The 17,869-nt window shown below is 42.2% G+C and carries 14 protein-coding genes; 9 read left to right on the top strand and 5 right to left on the bottom strand.

The features are described from left to right. Positions 1-207 precede the first annotated feature (207 nt). Complete coding sequence (locus tag F0249_RS14240) at positions 208-2,490, top strand: beta-prism lectin domain-containing protein (RefSeq protein ID WP_171757039.1); 2,283 nt, start codon at positions 208-210, stop codon at positions 2,488-2,490. Between the two features lie 113 nt (positions 2,491-2,603). Here the strand turns inward: F0249_RS14240 and F0249_RS14235 are convergent, their stop codons facing one another. The 3 genes from F0249_RS14235 to F0249_RS14225 all read right to left on the bottom strand — a co-directional run bounded on the left by F0249_RS14235 (position 2,604) and on the right by F0249_RS14225 (position 7,348). Next, a complete protein-coding gene (locus F0249_RS14235; RefSeq protein ID WP_171757038.1) occupies positions 2,604-4,538 on the bottom strand; it encodes a DNA topoisomerase III in 1,935 nt (644 codons plus the stop codon). Between the two features lie 114 nt (positions 4,539-4,652). Continuing rightward, on the bottom strand, positions 4,653-5,204 hold the full coding sequence (locus F0249_RS14230) for an NAD(P)H nitroreductase (RefSeq protein ID WP_017053488.1): 552 nt from the start codon (positions 5,202-5,204) through the stop codon (positions 4,653-4,655). Positions 5,205-5,335: 131 nt separating this feature from the next. Further along, positions 5,336-7,348 carry an NADPH-dependent 2,4-dienoyl-CoA reductase gene (locus tag F0249_RS14225; RefSeq protein WP_171757037.1) on the bottom strand — a complete coding sequence of 671 codons (2,013 nt, stop codon included), beginning with the start codon at positions 7,346-7,348 and terminating at the stop codon, positions 5,336-5,338. 302 nt (positions 7,349-7,650) lie between these two features. Here F0249_RS14225 and sppA point away from each other — a divergent pair, with 302 nt between their 5' ends. Both sppA and ansA read left to right on the top strand, forming a co-directional pair. Then, the gene (sppA, locus tag F0249_RS14220; protein ID WP_171757036.1) at positions 7,651-9,501 is read left to right on the top strand and encodes a signal peptide peptidase SppA; all 1,851 of its coding nucleotides are present in this window, start codon (positions 7,651-7,653) and stop codon (positions 9,499-9,501) included. A 127-nt stretch (positions 9,502-9,628) separates the two neighbouring features. Continuing rightward, positions 9,629-10,642, top strand: a complete 1,014-nt coding sequence (gene ansA / locus F0249_RS14215) for an asparaginase (protein WP_113799886.1) — start codon at positions 9,629-9,631, stop codon at positions 10,640-10,642. Between the two features lie 96 nt (positions 10,643-10,738). On the opposite strand, the gene F0249_RS14210 is transcribed toward ansA, so the two are convergent. Beyond that, positions 10,739-11,023 (bottom strand): YeaC family protein, encoded by a 285-nt coding sequence (locus tag F0249_RS14210; protein ID WP_017053090.1) that lies wholly within the window; start codon positions 11,021-11,023, stop codon positions 10,739-10,741. Positions 11,024-11,126: 103 nt separating this feature from the next. Here F0249_RS14210 and F0249_RS14205 point away from each other — a divergent pair, with 103 nt between their 5' ends. Then, on the top strand, positions 11,127-11,954 hold the full coding sequence (locus F0249_RS14205) for a DUF2989 domain-containing protein (protein ID WP_171757035.1): 828 nt from the start codon (positions 11,127-11,129) through the stop codon (positions 11,952-11,954). A gap of 67 nt (positions 11,955-12,021) precedes the next feature. Here F0249_RS14205 and msrB read toward each other — a convergent pair whose 3' ends face one another. After that, a complete protein-coding gene (gene msrB / locus F0249_RS14200; protein WP_084654965.1) occupies positions 12,022-12,459 on the bottom strand; it encodes a peptide-methionine (R)-S-oxide reductase MsrB in 438 nt (145 codons plus the stop codon). A 319-nt stretch (positions 12,460-12,778) separates the two neighbouring features. Here msrB and gap point away from each other — a divergent pair, with 319 nt between their 5' ends. From gap to F0249_RS14175, 5 genes are all read left to right on the top strand, one after another. Next, positions 12,779-13,774, top strand: coding sequence for a type I glyceraldehyde-3-phosphate dehydrogenase (gap, locus tag F0249_RS14195; RefSeq protein ID WP_029203427.1), 996 nt, complete (start codon positions 12,779-12,781; stop codon positions 13,772-13,774). Positions 13,775-14,054: 280 nt separating this feature from the next. Then, a complete protein-coding gene (locus F0249_RS14190) occupies positions 14,055-14,939 on the top strand; it encodes a D-hexose-6-phosphate mutarotase (protein ID WP_171757034.1) in 885 nt (294 codons plus the stop codon). 152 nt (positions 14,940-15,091) lie between these two features. Further along, a complete protein-coding gene (gene rlmA / locus F0249_RS14185) occupies positions 15,092-15,910 on the top strand; it encodes a 23S rRNA (guanine(745)-N(1))-methyltransferase (protein ID WP_113799880.1) in 819 nt (272 codons plus the stop codon). 121 nt (positions 15,911-16,031) lie between these two features. Then, the gene (locus F0249_RS14180; protein ID WP_171757033.1) at positions 16,032-17,009 is read left to right on the top strand and encodes a ChaN family lipoprotein; all 978 of its coding nucleotides are present in this window, start codon (positions 16,032-16,034) and stop codon (positions 17,007-17,009) included. Between the two features lie 236 nt (positions 17,010-17,245). After that, positions 17,246-17,599, top strand: coding sequence for a hypothetical protein (locus F0249_RS14175; protein ID WP_171757032.1), 354 nt, complete (start codon positions 17,246-17,248; stop codon positions 17,597-17,599). The last annotated feature ends 270 nt before the right edge of the window (positions 17,600-17,869 follow it).

Below are 17,869 nucleotides of genomic sequence, written 5' to 3'. Positions count from 1 at the left end.
AATTTAATTCTTATTTATGAAACATCTCATTAATGAGTCAATGTTATCCTCCTTTGCAGTTGAACTTTATCTACCTGATATAGACAATTCCCCTAGAGCATCCCCCTTAACCTGATTTGCTCATAACTACCAGTACTAATTTAATATTTCAGACACACCTATATTATTTTAATAATTATTAAACATGCGAATTAGAAGGAAGCTTTCATGTCGCTCAAGTATTTTATTCTTACCATAGGCGCTATATCGACAGCCCTATCCACAGCACACGCAGATACGATTCATTCGAATGAAATATATACAAATTTAAAATGGTCGTGGAATCAGAGTCAATTTGAGCCAAGTTCGGTTCAGGTAATGGCAACCCCTGTTGTCGCTCAACTCAATGACGATAATAGCGACAATATAATTGATAATAATGATGTCGCTGATGTCATCATCATCACCTTTAAGAACAAAGATTACGCGAAAGGCGGTATAATTCGAGCTCTAAGTGGCACGGACGGTGCTGAACTGTGGGCTTACAATAACGGTGCTATTATCGCTGATGCTCGTTATCCTCCTGCAGTTGCTGACCTTGATGGTGATGGCGTTGTGGAAATTGTCACAACCAGTAGCTCTAGCAACTTTATCAATATTCTTGATGTCGACGGCAATATAAAAAAACAAATTCCAAAGGTGGAAAGTGGGTGGAGATCTGTCGGTGATATCTCTTTAGCCGATCTAGATGGTGATGCCTCGATTGAGATTCTCTCAGCCAATGCTGTATACAATTACGATACTGGTTTAGTGTTCAGTCACCCTTGGGCTCCGTCATCGATTAGTGGTGATTTTAATGGCGACTCAAGAGCAGAAGTCTTTACTGGTGGTGCTTTATATCAAAGTAACGGTTCTTTCGATTGGCAATACCAGGCCAATGATACAGTCTGGTTCTCATCTTTAGTCAACCTCGATGACGATAAGCAACCAGAAGTTATCGTGTCTGTACCAGCAACGTATAATTCAGCTGAAAATAGTGTGTTTACTGTCTTGGAGCATGATGGAACTACAAAGTGGGAAGTGACCAACCTCGAAAATTCAGGGGGAGGCGTTCAAGCTGTATCAAATTTTTTAGGTCGTGAAACTCCAATAACAACAAGCTTGTCAAAAATTTTCGGTTACGCCAATTACCACAGCTCACCTTCAGCAACCATTACCATTGAAGAGAGTGATAAGCTTCGGATTCGTTCTGGAGCAGCTATCGATGCGATTGGGACTGCGCCTAGTTCAGTAGTAGGAGGTAACGGCGGGTATTTAAATAGCCCAATAGATCTCTCTCAAGTTGAAGCAATAGATATTACTTCAGGTCGATACTGGTGGGGGGGATATCATGTCCTTGCCTTAGATTTCTATTTAAAAGATGGCTCCCAAGTATCGATGGGCTCAAAACGTTACTACTCTCATCATATCAAAACTGAGCGAGTGACCGTGCCACACAACTCCTTTATCAAAAGTATCAATGTCTGGACATCATATTGGTTGGTCGATGGCTTGCAGTTTCAAATCGCATCAGTACCTGACAACCACGATGTCAAAGGCATCGTTTATGCGGGCTATTCAGCCGTGGATATGTATAATTTCAAAGGGGAAAAAGTGTGGTCAGTACCAAATGATGACATAAATAGTGGCAAAATTGGGGTATCCGCTTTCGATTTCGATAATGACGGCATTGATGAGGTGTTAGTTCAAGATCGTCAAACCGTTCGTATTCTTGATGGTCAAACAGGTCGTGTATTAAGCTCTATTGATAACTCTTCAGGTACATTGTGGGAATATCCAATTGTTGTCGATCTTGCAGGTGACGATAATGCAGAGTTAATTGTCGTTGCTAATGATTATGACCGTCCTTATGCAATAAATCATGGTGTCTATGTGTATGAATCTGCGGACGATGATAAGCCATGGAAAAATGCCACACGTATTTGGAACCAACACTCTTACCATTTCTCGAATATCAGTCAAGATGGGTCGATCCCAAGCAGTGCAACATCTAGCTGGTTAACACACAATACTTATCGTTCAAGCACCTTACGTGGCGTTGTAAACAATACGAAGTCTCCCATTTTTGGTCGCCAAACAGGAGAGATCTCTAACCATCATGTATTAAACGATCAAACGTTATTTGTACGTTCTGGTTTCGCGATTGACGCTTTAGGTACAAGCCTTGATCATTTAGCCGGTGGGGATGGTGGAGCATTGCGTTCGCCTGTCAATTTAGCTCAAGTTGAATCTATCCAAGTAACCTCTGGTGATTATTACTGGGGTGGCAATCATATTATTGCCTTAAAGTTCACCTTCAAAAATGGCTCATCAATTCTCATAGGATCTAAACATTACGCTTCAAACAAAGTCGTGGAAACATTCACTATTCCTCAGGGAAAGCAGATACAACAGATGAATATATGGACCAATGGTTGGTTAGTTGACGGATTACAATTTGAACTAAACTAACATCTAACCGTTAGAGACTAAAAAAGCCCGGCATTTGTCGGGTTTTTTATTAATGAAGTGAATACGGAGATCAAATAAACCGTTCTATTCTCTTTCCTCTCTACCTATGAACCTTACTGCTTTTTCTTTTTGCTGTAAGCTCGCTTCTTTCTTTTAAAAGCAGGGCGTTCAACCTTAGGAAGCTGCCTCAATGATTCTGGAATATCACCTGTTTTTACGGTGTGCATTAAGTGGTCGATTCGAGTTTCTAACGCTTGCATAAATGGCTGATAGGCTTGATTTCTTTCTGCCATTCCTTGAAGTTGATGTTCCCAATGCGCTGTCATATCGGGATAGGTAGACTCAGAAGGTAAAGCATGAATTAACCCACGACCCGCTTCGCTACTTAAAATGGTTTTTCCTTGGCGCTTGAGTAACTGTCTTTTAAACAAGGTATCAAGAATACCTGCTCGTGTCGCTTCAGTGCCCAATCCATCCGTCTCTTTAAGAATTTTCTTCAACTCTTTATCTTCGACAAATCGAGCTATACCTGTCATTGCTTGTAATAGAGTGGCTTCAGTAAAATGCTTTGGCGGTTCAGTTTTTCGGTCTTTAATCTCACCTTCTCGACATGTTAATACGCTACCTTTTGTTAAAGGTGGAACACTATCCACTCCTGCATTATCATCTTCAATTTTTCCCATCAAGGCTTTCCAGCCAGGCGACACCAATTGACGGCCTTTCGCAATAAACACACCACCAGCAATATCAAACACCAATTTAGCCTCTGCATAAACGGCTGATGGATAAAATTGCATCAGATATTGCCTTGCCACTTGCTGATAAATTTTCATTTCATCGGCAGACAAACTATTCATCGACATTTTCTTAGGCGTTGGAATAATGGCATGGTGCGCATCGACTTTTTTATCATTCCATGCTTTTGATTTAAGGGATAAATTAGCGTTTTGAACCGCTTCTGTTAACTCTTTACTGTTACTGCCTATCGCCTCACTCACCGACCTAGCTTGCGAGTAATGTTCCGTTGGCAAATAACGACTATCAGAACGTGGATAAGTGATCAGTTTGTGCTTTTCGTATAGTGACTGACAGACATCCAGCACTTGTTGAGCACTCATACCAAATCGCTTAGAAGCATCAATTTGCAGTGCAGATAACGAATAAGGTAATGGTGCAGATTGCTTGGTTTGCTTCTGTTCAGACTCAGTTACCGTTGCTGGTTGGTTCATTATTCGCTTAGCCACATTTTCCACAAGTTTACGATTCAGCACACGCCCTTCTTCATCCTGCCACGGTAAACAGGCTTCGCTCGGCTTCCAACGGGCCCGAATATCAAATTGCTGATTGCCATCTTGATAAGGGATCAAAGCATGTAAGGTGAAGTAATCTCTAGGAATAAAATTTTCTATCTCTTCATCTCGACGAACGACTAGCCCTAATATTGGTGTCTGAACTCGCCCAACAGAGAGCACGCCTTGATAACCAGCTTTCTGCCCTAATAGCGTATATGCGCGGGTCATATTCATGCCATACAACCAATCGGCTCGAGAGCGTGCTAATGCAGACACTGATAATGGAATGAACTCGCTGTTACTTCGAAGTTGTGTGAGTGCTCTTTTCACAGCAGGTAAATTTAAGTCGCTGATCAACAACCGTTCCATCGCCGATTTTTTTGTCTTACTCACTTTGCAGTAGTCAATCACCTCATCAACTAATAGCTGTCCTTCTCTGTCTGGGTCACCCGCATGAATGATATGTGTCGCCTCCTTGAGTAACTTACGAATAACCGTAAGCTGTTTACTCGATGTTTTACGCGCTCTTAATTGCCATTGCTGCGGCACAATAGGCAAATCATTTAAGTTCCACTTTTTATATCTCTCTTCATAGCAGTCTGGTTCTACTTGCTCTAACAGGTGTCCAATACACCAAGTCACGATATCCCCATTACCACAACGAATGAAACCTTGATCTTTTTTTTGAGGATTAGGAAGTGCCGCTGCAATAGCACGGCCAAGACTGGGTTTTTCGGCGATAATAAGACGAGGCATAGTTATGAAATTCTATTTTTGAGACATGTTAGAAACAGTTGAGGCCACATTATCTAATGTGGCCTCAACAAATCAAGAAAAACTGTTTGTTTATACAGTTATTGTTAATAATAGTTATAAATACTCGACATATTTATCTAAATCTCGCTCTTGAACTCGCATTGGTGTGCAACCCGGCGTGCCTAAGTAAAGAAAACCAACGATTTGATCCTCTCCTTCAAGACCGAAAGCTGCGCGAACTTGAGGGTGAAACATCCATTTTCCCGAGCGCCAAAATCCCTGAAAACCTTGTGCTACAGCAGCCATTTGCATTGCTTGAGCCGCACAACCAGCAGAAAGATGTTGTTCAAATGCAGGCACTTTATCGTGCTCCGTCACTTTCGCGATCACGGTAATGACCATGGGTGCACGAAAAGGCGCTTTCCCTACCTTTTCTATCACCGCATCTTCACTCTCATCAGAAACTGCCGCTTTCACTAAAATATCCGCTAACTTTTGTAGCCCCGCCTCACCTTGTGAAATCACAAATCGCCAAGGGGTTAACGCTCCATGATCTGGCGCTCGCAACCCTGCTCTTATGATATTTTCAAGCACAACACCTTCTGGTGCTGGTGATGACAATTTGGCAATTGAACGTCTATTTAGCAAGAGATCTAACGCATCCATAGTGAATCCTTATTTATCGCTTTGTTTTTCTTTTTATTAGGAAATATCCGATTTCCCTCACTCTAGCATAGAACATAAACGATAATAAGTCTCAATATGGGCACTTTAAACCTCAATACTATTTCAATAGCTTACAGCTTAATCGCCAATTCAACCCCTTGACGTATTGCTCTAACGGCATCCAGTTCACCGGCATGATCCGCCCCGCCGATTACATGAAGTTTTTCCCCTAAATCATGCCATTTGTCTTCAAAAGGACGAACTGATTCCTGACCTGCACAAATGACAATTTTATCAGCCTCAAGTAATTGTGGCTTACCTTTAATCGAAATGTGTAGCCCATCAGCATCTATTTTATCGTAGCTGACTCCCCCCATTAAGTTCACACCACGTTTTTCTAATGTGCGCTTATGGATCCATCCTGTCGTTTTACCCGGCCCTTTTCCTACTCGTCCTACTTTACGTTGTAGAACCCATACCGTTTTATCACTGAATGAATCTGGGTATGGATATAACCCCCCCGGATGTGACATCTCTTTATCAATGCCCCAATCATGCAACCAGTCATCTAAATTATGTCCGGCAGGCTCAGTTAACATGGTTGCGACATCAATACCTATGCCTCCAGCACCAACAATCGCAATTTTTTCACCTGTGGGTGTTTTTTCTTTAATCAATGTCTGGTAGTCGACAACTTTATCGGGATCATCAATACCTTCAATTTTTACTTTACGCGGTTCAACACCAGATGCCATCACCACTTCATCATAATCATTAAGCATCTCGAATGTCGCTTCAGTATCTAGCTTCAAATTCACGCCTGTTTGATCAATGCGATTAGCAAAATATCGAATCGTCTCCCTGAACTCTTCTTTCCCCGGGATCTGCATTGCTAAGCGAAATTGACCACCAATTCGATCATTTCGCTCAATGAGATCCACTTGGTGTCCTCGTTCCGATAATGTAGTCGCACAAGAGAGCCCCGCAGGCCCCGCCCCAATGACCGCGACACGTTTTTTTACTTCAGCAGGCTGAACGACAATTTCGGTTTCATGACATGCTCTCGGGTTGACTAGGCAACTGGCTCGTTTCGCTTTAAATACATTATCGAGACACGCTTGATTACAACCGATACAGGTATTAATAAATTGCGCATTATTTTGCTCAGCTTTTAATACAAATTCAGGGTCGGCAAGGAATGGACGCGCCATTGACACCATATCGGCTTGCCCAGTGCTTAATATTTTTTCGGCTTCGTCCGGCGTATTGATTCGATTACATGTGATCACTGGTACTTTTAGATAAGGTTTTACTTTTTCAGTGACCCAAGAGAATGCTGAGCGCGGTACTTGCGTGGCAATCGTTGGAATTCGTGCTTCATGCCAACCAATGCCCGTATTAATAATGGTGACACCTGCTTCTTCGAGTGCTTGCGCAAGCTCAACAACATCTTCGAATGTACTGCCCTGCTCAACCAAGTCGAGCATGGATAAACGGAAAATAATGATGAAGTCTTTTCCGACGGCGGCACGAATTGCTTTCACAATCTCTAATGGGAATCGAATGCGTTTTTTGTAGCTACCGCCCCAATCGTCATATCGCATATTGGTGCGTTTACAGATAAATTGGTTAATCAAATACCCTTCTGATCCCATCACTTCTACACCGTCATACCCTGCAAGCTGTGCAAGTTCGGCGCTGTTTGCGAAGGCATCAATGGTTTTTCTGATTTGACGAGGGCTCATTTCGCTTGGAGAGAATTTAGCGATAGGCGCTTTCATGCCAGACGCACTTTGAGCAAAAGGGTGCATCGCGTAACGACCAGCATGTAAAATTTGCAGTGCTATTTTCCCACCATGTTTATGCACGGCTTCAGTGACCACTTGATGAGCTCGCGCATGTTTTGGCTTACTAAACTCCGCACTTAATGGATGTAAACGTCCACGTAAGTTCGGAGAGAAGCCCCCAGTCACTATTAGGCCAACACCGCCTTTCGCGCGCTCTTCGTAAAACGCGGCAAGCTTTTGCAAACCTTCTTTATGCTCTTCTAAACCTGTATGCATCGATCCCATCAAAACGCGATTTCGCAACTGAGTGAATCCTAGATCTAATGGCTCTAATAAATGTGGGTACATGGCTGACATCACTTTTCATTCTAGTTTTTGTGGTCTGACCACAATATTACTCACCAGACAAAAAATCAAACATCCGTTTACAATTTTGTAACACTGATCATCTTGTTCTACTTTCAAATAGCAACAAAACATTGAAAGAGAAGCTAAAATAAAAACTAATGGTTGATAATCACATAGATAAGAATCAACGCTGGCGTGTCAATCTTGAGGTGGTTTGCTTCAAACAATTAACGTAGGATAAGTAACTAATATTATTGAGTTTACTCTCCAACTAATCATCAGCACTCATCCATATGAGTTGTGGGGACCCGATGAAAACAGTATTTAACTTTATACGCATGATTTTTAAAGGTATTTGGAAAGCCATTACTTTTATTCGTCTTGCTCTGGCTAACCTGCTCTTTTTGCTCAGTATTGCCATTGTTTATTTTGTCTATTTCCATGGTAATGCCGAACAACCGCAAGTACAGAAAGAGTCAGCACTGGTTCTTAATCTTTCTGGGCCGATTGTGGAGCAAAGTCGCCAAATCAATCCAATGGATTCAGTCACAGGCTCACTGCTTGGACAAGATCTTCCAAAAGAGAATGTGCTTTTCGATATTGTGGAAACCATCCGAGCCGCAAAAGACGATGAAAAAATCACAGGTATTGTGCTCGCCTTGCGTGAATTACCAGAAACCAATTTAACGAAGTTGCGTTACATCGCTAAAGCACTCAATGAGTTTAAATCTTCAGGTAAACCTATTTACGCCATTGGCGATTTTTATAATCAGAGCCAATATTATTTAGCCAGTTATGCCGATAAGGTTTATCTGTCTCCTGATGGTGGCGTAATGATCAAAGGGTATAGTGCTTACTCCTTATATTACAAAACCTTACTAGAAAAATTAGACGTCAATACCCATGTCTTCCGTGTCGGTACATATAAATCAGCCATTGAACCTTTCATTCGCGATGATATGTCAAAGGCAGCGAAACAATCTGCATCACGTTGGTTGACTCAATTATGGGGCGCGTATGTTGATGACGTATCCAATAATCGCCAAATAGATGTCAAAACACTGAACCCTTCAATGAAAGAGTTCCTTGCTCTGATGAAATCCGTCGATGGTGATCTTGCAGCTCTCTCTTTGAAACTAGGTTTAGTGGATGAACTTGCGACTCGACAACAAGTTAGAGCAGCAATGGCTGATGTATTTGGCAGTGATGGTAACGACAGCTACAACGCTATGGGGTATTACGAATATCGCACCACACTTGCACCACAGCTCAATACTGCGAGTGACGATATTGCAGTGATCATTGCAAGTGGCGCTATTCTTGATGGCCAGCAACCTCGCGGTACTGTCGGTGGAGACACAACAGCCGCTCTACTTCGTCAGGCTCGAAATGATGACAAAGTTAAAGCGGTGGTTTTACGTGTTGATAGCCCGGGTGGAAGTGCGTTCGCATCAGAAGTTATTCGCAACGAAGTTCAAGCGATTCAAGCATCTGGAAAACCCGTAGTTGTATCTATGTCTAGTCTTGCTGCTTCTGGTGGCTACTGGATTTCCGCGGGGGCCGATCAAATTATGGCTCAGCCGACAACATTGACTGGATCGATTGGTATTTTCAGTGTGATCACGACGTTCGAAAAAGGCCTTAATAAGCTAGGGGTATACACTGATGGCGTAGGAACATCACCATTCTCCGACGTTGGGATCACGAAAGGTTTATCCAAAGGCGCAGCCGATGCCTTCCAACTAGGAATTGAACATGGCTACAATCGCTTCCTTGGGTTAGTTGGTGAGAGCCGTAACATGTCGCGTGAACAAGTGGACTCTGTCGCTCAAGGTCGAGTTTGGACAGGCCAAGATGCATTGAAACATGGCCTGGTCGATAAAATGGGTGATTTCGATGATGCTGTTGCGCTTGCTGCTGAGCTCGCACAATTAAGTGAATACAATGTTTACTGGGTGGAAGAGCCACTTTCACCAGCAGAGCAATTTATACAGGAGTTTATCAATCAAGTTCAGATATCCGTTGGGCTAGATGTTAATTCTTTGCTTCCTGCGAGCATTCGACCTATCTCAGAACAATTAACTCAAGACGCTCAATTACTCAACAGTTTTAACGACCCTAAAGGGCAATATGCTTTTTGTTTAAACTGCCAAGTTCAATAATAGTTAACTGAGTATCAACTATCGAATAAAAGGGGCGTCTCTATGTGAGGCTCCCCTTTTTATTGCGTGACGATTGGATATATAATCGCAGCCCTGTTCCCTACATAACATTAAGTGATTTCAAGCTATGGCTAGAAAACATATCTATATCGCCTACACAGGCGGAACCATCGGCATGCAAAAATCAGATCATGGCTTTGTTCCTGTCGCTGGTTTCATGGAAAAACAATTACAAAGCATGCCTGAGTTTCATCGACCAGAAATGCCAGATTACACAATCCACGAATACGAACCTCTGATCGACTCTTCAGATATGACACCAATGGATTGGCAACAAATTGCTGATGACATTAGAGAAAACTACGATAAGTATGATGGGTTCGTTATTCTTCATGGTACTGATACCATGGCATATACCGCTTCGGCCTTATCGTTCATGCTTGAGAACTTAGGCAAACCAGTCATCGTAACGGGTTCACAAATCCCTCTGGCTCAGTTACGTTCTGACGGTCAAGCTAACTTGCTTAATGCGCTTCATATTGCAGCCAACTACCCTATCAATGAAGTGTCGCTCTTTTTCAATAATCAATTGATGAGAGGTAATCGTAGTACTAAATCTCACGCAGATGGTTTCAGCGCATTTACTTCACCAAACATGCCCGCACTACTAGATGCAGGGATTAACATCCAGATAAACAGCAGCATTACGGTCAACCAGCAACCTGAAGGCGCTTTTAAGGTTCACGATATTACACCTCAACCTATTGGTGTAATTACAATGTACCCAGGCATTTCACACGAAGTCATTCGCAATACATTGCTACAGCCTGTAAAAGCGATGATCTTACTTACTTTTGGAGTAGGTAATGCACCACAAAACCCTGAGTTGCTAAGCCACTTAAAAGATGCGTCTGAGCGTGGCGTGATAGTGGTCAACCTAACGCAATGTTTGGCTGGAAAAGTCAATATGGGGGGTTATGCAACAGGCTGTGCTCTTGCGGAATCAGGTGTGATTAGCGGCTTCGACATGACCCCAGAAGCGGCGTTAGCTAAGCTACACTTTTTACTTAGCCAAAACTTAAGCTATGACGAAATTAAAACCAAAATGCAGCAAGTTCTGCGTGGTGAAATGAGCCTATAAAATAGTATCCACACTACCGTCATGGCATACAAAAAAGGGTTGATGAATACGTTCATCAACCCTTTTCTATCTAAGTTTAGTATTAGAGATGACGTATTAGCCACGACTCACGTTCATTCTCACGATATCGCTTTGATCGGCTTGAAACTGTTTTTTTAATTCAGCTTTCGATTTAAAGCTAATATCGCCACCTGCCGCAACTGTCATATGTTGCGCATCTACATTATGCTTAGATTGATACAACATCACAGCTTGCATACATGAATCTCGCTGCTCTTTAGAAAGTGATGTACCCTCAGGCCACTTGCCTGTTTCTACAGCAAAATTTAAACGTTCGTAAACTTCAGGAGTCATCGCGTCGAGTAATTGTTCTGGGTTCATAATGCACCTTATATTGACCACTTGCAGACAGAACATAACCCGTTGATAAACTGAGTCAAGGATTGTTAAAAAAATAAGTCTATTCGATCACAAGAGAGTAACAATGAAAACTCTAAAATGGCTAGTCGCTCTTTCTGTGCCACTCATCGTTAGTGGCTGCTTTGAAAATAATAACACCACAGAAAAGCTGTGTAATAACAACCCAGATCTACGTTGTGACCAACTCAATATAAATGATGGTCAATGCCGTTTACCGAGAACGGATCTTATCTGGCACCGATTTGAAGTGAAGAAAAATCCAACGGATGACAATAAAATCAAAGAGTATGAATTTGTCGCCGCTTACAGTAAGTGCCTAGAACTCGCATCTCAAATCGCCCCTATCGATCAAACTCTTTTGAAACAAAAACGTTTTAACGCTCTAATACACAGCATCGCGGAGAAAGAACGTATTGCCGGAGAGTTAAAAAACTCTACCGCGCCCAACACGCTCTATTTTTTATGGAGCCAAATTGGCAGTGACAATGCACGTAGAAAATTTTTGCGCTTAGAAGGAACAAAACAACTCGAAACCGCTGAGCTACAGTACGCACTTGCGACCTTCTATACGACTCGTGATAAACCGAAAACCATTTTTTTATTACACAATGCCCTAGTCTTAACCAAGCCAGATAAATTAAATATCGAAATCGTAAAATCGCTTGCGAGTATTAACCAATCTCTTGGATATTCTGAGCACTCTTACATTTGGGCCATTGTCGGTAAAGAATTTGAAGTTCCCATTGCTTCTGAACGCGACTTACAGCGAATGTATGGTTTTGATCAAGAAAAAGTCGACCGACTCAACACCATCGCTGAAAATATCGCAGACGAGATAAAAGACGGTAGCTATTCTCGAAACATGCTGCCTAAAATAGACAAGCTGCAATAAATACTATGCAATCAGTTGAACCTATCGTTTAATAAAGCATTGAAAGAATGAGACAATAAGCGGTGAATTATTCACCGCTTTTTTCTTTTTTGTTGAAAACTAACGACACCGAGTTGACACAAAATCTTTCATTTGTTGTTGGAGGCCCATCAGGAAAAACGTGACCTAGGTGGCTATCACATGCAGCACAGCGGATCTCGACTCGCTTCATTCCGTGACTTGTATCCTCTAAATATCGGATCGCTTCATCATTGATCGGCGCATCGAAACTTGGCCAACCACAACCAGAATCGTACTTATTATCTGAGATAAACAGTGGCGACTGACAGCAGGTGCAGCAATAGATACCCGTCTCTCTATTGTGCAATAATTTTCCAGAAAAAGGCGCTTCTGTTCCTTGTTCCCGACAAACCTTATATTCGGTATCAGACAAGGCCTCACGCCAGTGTTCATCAGGCTTTCGCATCTTATTAACATCATTATTCATGTTAACATCTCTCCATATCTGCAATTAGTTCATTCATTATTTTGCATAAAAACTTGCACCAACGGCCTTTTGTAGCACATACTTTCTTTCCGTGACACATTGGACACAAAACATTTAAATTGCTTTATCATTTTAGGGCATTTTACCCCAACTGGAAGAGCCCCGAACAGGCGTTTACGTTCAAAAAGTAATCATTTGCATAAGAATGTTAAGAAAAGCGGTGCTTTTTTTTGACTTTAAACAAGTTAAGACGGATTATCTATTGCAGATGGTAACTGGGTTCTGTAATTTTACTACCAGTTATCTTAAATCAGAAATTAAGTTGTGGAGCAACATAATGACTATCAAAGTTGGTATTAATGGTTTTGGTCGTATCGGCCGTTTCGTATTCCGTGCAGCACAAGAACGTAATGACATCGAAGTTGTAGGTATTAACGACCTTATCGATCTTGACTACATGGCTTACATGCTAAAATACGATTCAACTCACGGCCGTTTCAACGGTACTGTTGAAGTTGAAGGCGGTAACCTAATCGTTAACGGTAAAACTGTTCGTGTAACAGCTGAGCGTAACCCAGAAGAACTTAAGTGGGATGCAATCAACGTAGACGTTGTTGCTGAAGCTACTGGTCTTTTCCTAACAGACGAGACTGCACGTAAGCACATCACTGCTGGTGCTAAGAAAGTTGTTCTTACTGGTCCTTCAAAAGACGCAACTCCTATGATCGTTATGGGCGTTAACCAAGACACTTACGCTGGTCAAGACATCGTTTCTAACGCTTCTTGTACTACTAACTGTCTAGCTCCTGTAGCTAAAGTTCTTAACGACAAGTTCGGTATCGAATCTGGTCTTATGACTACAGTTCACGCTACTACAGCAACTCAAAAAACTGTAGATGGCCCTTCTGCTAAAGACTGGCGCGGTGGCCGTGGTGCTTCTCAAAACATCATCCCATCTTCAACTGGTGCTGCTAAAGCTGTAGGCGTTGTTCTTCCAGAACTAAACGGCCTTCTAACTGGTATGGCTTTCCGTGTACCAACTGCTAACGTTTCTGTAGTTGACCTAACAGTTAACCTAAAAACTGCTGCATCTTACGAAGCAATCTGTGCTGCTATGAAAGAAGCATCTGAAGGCGAACTTAAAGGCGTTCTTGGTTACACTGAAGACGCAGTTGTATCACAAGATTTCATCGGTGAAGTTCAAACTTCAGTATTCGATGCTAAAGCTGGTGTTGCACTAACTGACAAATTCGTTAAAGTTGTATCTTGGTACGACAACGAAATCGGTTACTCAAACAAAGTTCTAGACCTAATCGCTCACATCTCTAAGTAAGCATTAGTTTAGACTTTCTTTGAAAGCTAACTTGAAAGGTTTTCGAATCTTTTAAGTATAAAGGGCGACTTAATTGTCGCCTTTTTTGTACCTGCTATTTAGCATTAACCTCAGAAATCAGAACTAACTGCTAACTGCTAACTGCTAACTGCACATTTTAAAGCTTAGGATCGTCTTGCAATATCTCGGTTCAATACTGCAAACACACATTTACTAAACTGCATTCGATTGCCCATGTGCACGTCGGCAATCGAATGCAATCTTACTCAAGGAGTATCTAATGACTTTACGCCACTTTCCAACAGTGTCAGTTCTATCTGACAACGTCACCATCATTGAAAAAAACGGTATTAAAATTGTTCGAGTGATCCACGAAAAAGCAGAAGCAGGTATTTCTTTGCACGGTGGGCATGTCTTATGGTTCAAACCTCAAGGACAAGATGATGTCATTTGGCTAAGTGACAATGCAGAATTCGATACTGAAAAAGCATTTCGTGGAGGCATTCCTATCTGCTGGCCTTGGTTTGGTCGCATCGCCGCACCTGCTCATGGTTTTGCACGTACGAGCCAATGGACACTGATCGATCACCGAGAAAACCATCATGGCGTCATCGTTAGCCTAGGGCTCGAACAAAATGAGCGCACTCTTGCCATATGGCCGCATCAATTCCAAGCCCGCGTAAACATCGAAATAACAGAAACACTGAAAGTCACTCTGGATGTCAGCAACACCGATACCAAGCCATGGGTTTTCTCAGGAGCCCTCCATACCTACCTCAATGTTGGTGATATTCACCAAACTCAAACTACCGGTATGGGTTCTGAATATATTGATAGCCTACTTGATGCGAAAGTATGCCAAGGTGGAGATGTGCTAACACTCACCGATACCATTGATCGCGTTTACACCTCTCCAACGGATCAGATTGAAGTTCAAGATGACCAGCTACAACGCACTCTTGTGGTTAAAAACCAAGGCGATAATTCAGCAGTATTATGGAACCCGTGGGCTCAAGGCGCTCAAGGTATGGCTGATATGACTGATGACGGCTACTTGACCATGTTATGTGTAGAATCGGCTTTACATGCCCCAAGCATCGAAATGGGTAAGACATTGCAGCCAGGAGAAAGCCACCAACTCGTTACTGAAATTTTAGTTAAATAATCCAATTGAATAACTCAGTAAGCATAAAAAATGTTAATTGAATAAAATGAATTCGGCGAGAGAGCGTCGCCGTATTTATTGGTGACATGAGGCGCGGTTTTGGTAAACTTGCGCCTTATTTTTTAGTAGCAATATAACTCCCAAGGATCGTTATGGCTTATCAATGCCCACTATGCCAACAGGCTCTTTCGCAAGTAGACAAAACCTTTAAATGCGTCAAGAACCATCAATTTGATTTGGCAAAAGAGGGGTATGTAAACCTGATGCCGGCACATCATAAGCACAGTAAAAATCCAGGTGATAATAAGGAGATGATGCAAGCTCGTCGACGTTTTCTGGAAGGAAATCACTACGATCCTATGCGTCAAGAAGTCGCTCGCCTATGCCAATCATATTTAGCAGATACCAACCATCAACTTCTTGATATAGGTTGTGGCGAAGGTTACTACACCGATCAGATCGAACGAAGCATCACGGCTCAATCCCCAAATGCTCGCGTATTTGGACTCGACATCTCTAAAGTTGCCATTCGTTATGCAGCTAAACGCTACACTAATTGTCACTTCTCAGTAGCCTCAAGCCATCGCTTACCTTTCGCAGATCATTCTCTGGATGCCATTTTACGTATCTATGCCCCATGTAAAGCCGATGAGCTTGTACGCTGCGTGTCTGATCATGGTGTTGTTATCACCGTAACACCTGCTGGCCGTCATTTATATCAGCTTAGAGAGCGTATTTATGATGGAGTAAAGCTACACAGTGAAGAAGCAGAAGAGATTGAAGGCTTTGCGCTGGAGCATCAGCAAAAATTGAACTACATGATGGATTTGCCAGGCCAAGAGGCGTTCGACTTATTACAAATGACCCCTTTTGCTTGGAAAGCCAGCGATGAACTTCGACAAGAACTTAAATCAGCATCACTATTTCAGTGCGAAGCTGATTTTATGCTTAGAGTCTACCGCAAACAGTAAGGCTTTTATCAAAAAGTCAAAAAGGCTTTTGCCATTATTTGTCGAGAATAATTCTCATTATTATTGATAAATATAATCGCCTCCATTATTATCACCATCTTATTTTTTGGAGGCGGCGCATATGCGTATTATTTTTGTTTTTCTCACCACTCTACTCACAGGTTGCTCAGTAGCGTCTATTTTTACCCCACAATCTGAAAACGTGTCCCACTCGGCTTCCATCACTGCGGTTCAAAATCAGCAAGTCCACACATTCTACGACTATCAACTTACCACTCCGACTGGCCAAATACTGTCAATAAGTGCGCTTCCTGAGCGCATTACTGACGCCGATGTCATTTTAATTGGCGAGTGGCATACGCACTCAGCGATACACCGTTTTCAAACCGATTTGCTCAAACAGCTAAATACTCAAAAGGCCAATATCACTCTGTCGATGGAGCAATTCTCACGAGATTCACAGCCTGTACTTAATCAGTATCTTGCAGGTGAGATTGGCGAACAACCATTTACGAAGCAAGCGAATGCATGGCCCAATTATGAAAGTGATTACCGTCCTCTCATCGAATATGCTAAGTCGAATCAGCTAGATGTGATCGCAGCAAACGCGCCAAAAGCCATCGTTCAGTGCATTGGGAGAACAGGGCTAGAATATTTAGAGACGCTTCCGGTTCAACAACGTCGTGATATTGCTGAAACGGTCGATAATTCTGCGTCTGAATATAAAGAAAAATTCATGGCATCACTGCACCACGGAACGCCAGAACAAACAGAGAAACAATATTCCGCTCAGATTAGCTGGGACGAAACGATGGCAGAAAGTATCACCAATTACTTGTCACAGAACCCTGGCAAACAAGTGATGCATATTGCAGGAAAGTTTCATACTGAGGGTGGATTGGGCACCGCAACGTCAATCCTCAATCGAAATCCAGCATTAAACGTTGTGGTGATCACGCCAGTCACTCAACTTCAACCCAGCAGCCCAGATTATCAACTACTCGTTCTTGATCCCCCAACCCGTTTTGTTAAACCTGAAAATAGAATGGAAGCTTATAAAGCTCTCAGCCAACGTAACAAAGATCTGAAGTGTGACTAGCCCTTAATGATATTTCTCTTGGTGCCTATTCACTTAATGAGTAACAGGGCCAAGAGAAACGTCTATTTCCTTTCTAAGACTCAATCCTCCTCCTCTTACCAATATCCATACGTTCAAGATGGCTCATTTTTTGCATATTATCTTTTGAGCGTTTTTTATCCAAATTGAATCTAATTTACACAAGTTTTTCACGAACCTGTCGATATATTATCTGAAGGTTAGGAAAGGAGAGCACCATGACACCTGTAGGTATGAGTTCAGCAACAGTTAACACTCAGCAACAGATCAAGCCTCAAATAGGCAGCGATAAATCCAGTGCCGTTGCTACCTCGTTGAAAGTAGAGAAAAATACTGTCACATTATCCAATGAAGGTAAGGCTCTCCTTGCCGCTTTACAAGAGATTGATAAAGAGAGCACTAAACCAGCAGAAGATAAAACGGTTGGAGAAAAAGTGGAGGCATTCACACATGGCGCACTTGGTATGGATAGTCCTGAAAAAATAGAAGAGGAGCAAGACAGTTCATATTCGGCAGGGCAATATCTTTCCGCAGCGGTAACCGTTGGCGGCATAATTTTAGCTTTAGCGTAACTCAGCTAAGTCGGGTTAACTGATTCGAACGATCTATTACACAACCTTATACGCTAATTTCGTTAATGGGTATCTCACCCAGAATTTGCCGTGAACGTAAACTCTTCCTTTTCTTAGCTTCCTCCCTCAAAAACAACAATCTCACACGGCAGCCATCACCTTACTTGTAAATAGCACAAACCGATAACCCACTCCTTGAATTTTCTTTTCTGTCATAATAGTTTTCTATTAGTTTATTAAAACTGTCACATATCAATGATTAACTAAGCC

The sequence above is a fragment of the Vibrio sp. 03-59-1 genome, assembly GCF_013114135.1.
Lineage (GTDB): Bacteria > Pseudomonadota > Gammaproteobacteria > Enterobacterales > Vibrionaceae > Vibrio > Vibrio cortegadensis.
This window is presented reverse-complemented; position numbering and strand designations above follow the sequence as displayed.

Excerpts from the sequence above, each read along its gene's own strand:
- F0249_RS14190 (WP_171757034.1), top strand. The coding sequence starts at position 14,055 with ATGACTTTACGCCACTTTCCAACAGTGTCAGTTCTATCTGACAACGTC.
- rlmA (WP_113799880.1), top strand. The coding sequence starts at position 15,092 with ATGGCTTATCAATGCCCACTATGCCAACAGGCTCTTTCGCAAGTAGAC.
- F0249_RS14210 (WP_017053090.1), bottom strand. The coding sequence starts at position 11,023 with ATGAACCCAGAACAATTACTCGACGCGATGACTCCTGAAGTTTACGAA.
- F0249_RS14230 (WP_017053488.1), bottom strand. The coding sequence starts at position 5,204 with ATGGATGCGTTAGATCTCTTGCTAAATAGACGTTCAATTGCCAAATTG.
- F0249_RS14235 (WP_171757038.1), bottom strand. The coding sequence starts at position 4,538 with ATGCCTCGTCTTATTATCGCCGAAAAACCCAGTCTTGGCCGTGCTATT.
- F0249_RS14225 (WP_171757037.1), bottom strand. The coding sequence starts at position 7,348 with ATGTCAGCCATGTACCCACATTTATTAGAGCCATTAGATCTAGGATTC.
- gap (WP_029203427.1), top strand. The coding sequence starts at position 12,779 with ATGACTATCAAAGTTGGTATTAATGGTTTTGGTCGTATCGGCCGTTTC.
- sppA (WP_171757036.1), top strand. The coding sequence starts at position 7,651 with ATGAAAACAGTATTTAACTTTATACGCATGATTTTTAAAGGTATTTGG.
- F0249_RS14240 (WP_171757039.1), top strand. The coding sequence starts at position 208 with ATGTCGCTCAAGTATTTTATTCTTACCATAGGCGCTATATCGACAGCC.
- F0249_RS14205 (WP_171757035.1), top strand. The coding sequence starts at position 11,127 with ATGAAAACTCTAAAATGGCTAGTCGCTCTTTCTGTGCCACTCATCGTT.
- F0249_RS14175 (WP_171757032.1), top strand. The coding sequence starts at position 17,246 with ATGACACCTGTAGGTATGAGTTCAGCAACAGTTAACACTCAGCAACAG.
- F0249_RS14180 (WP_171757033.1), top strand. The coding sequence starts at position 16,032 with ATGCGTATTATTTTTGTTTTTCTCACCACTCTACTCACAGGTTGCTCA.
- ansA (WP_113799886.1), top strand. The coding sequence starts at position 9,629 with ATGGCTAGAAAACATATCTATATCGCCTACACAGGCGGAACCATCGGC.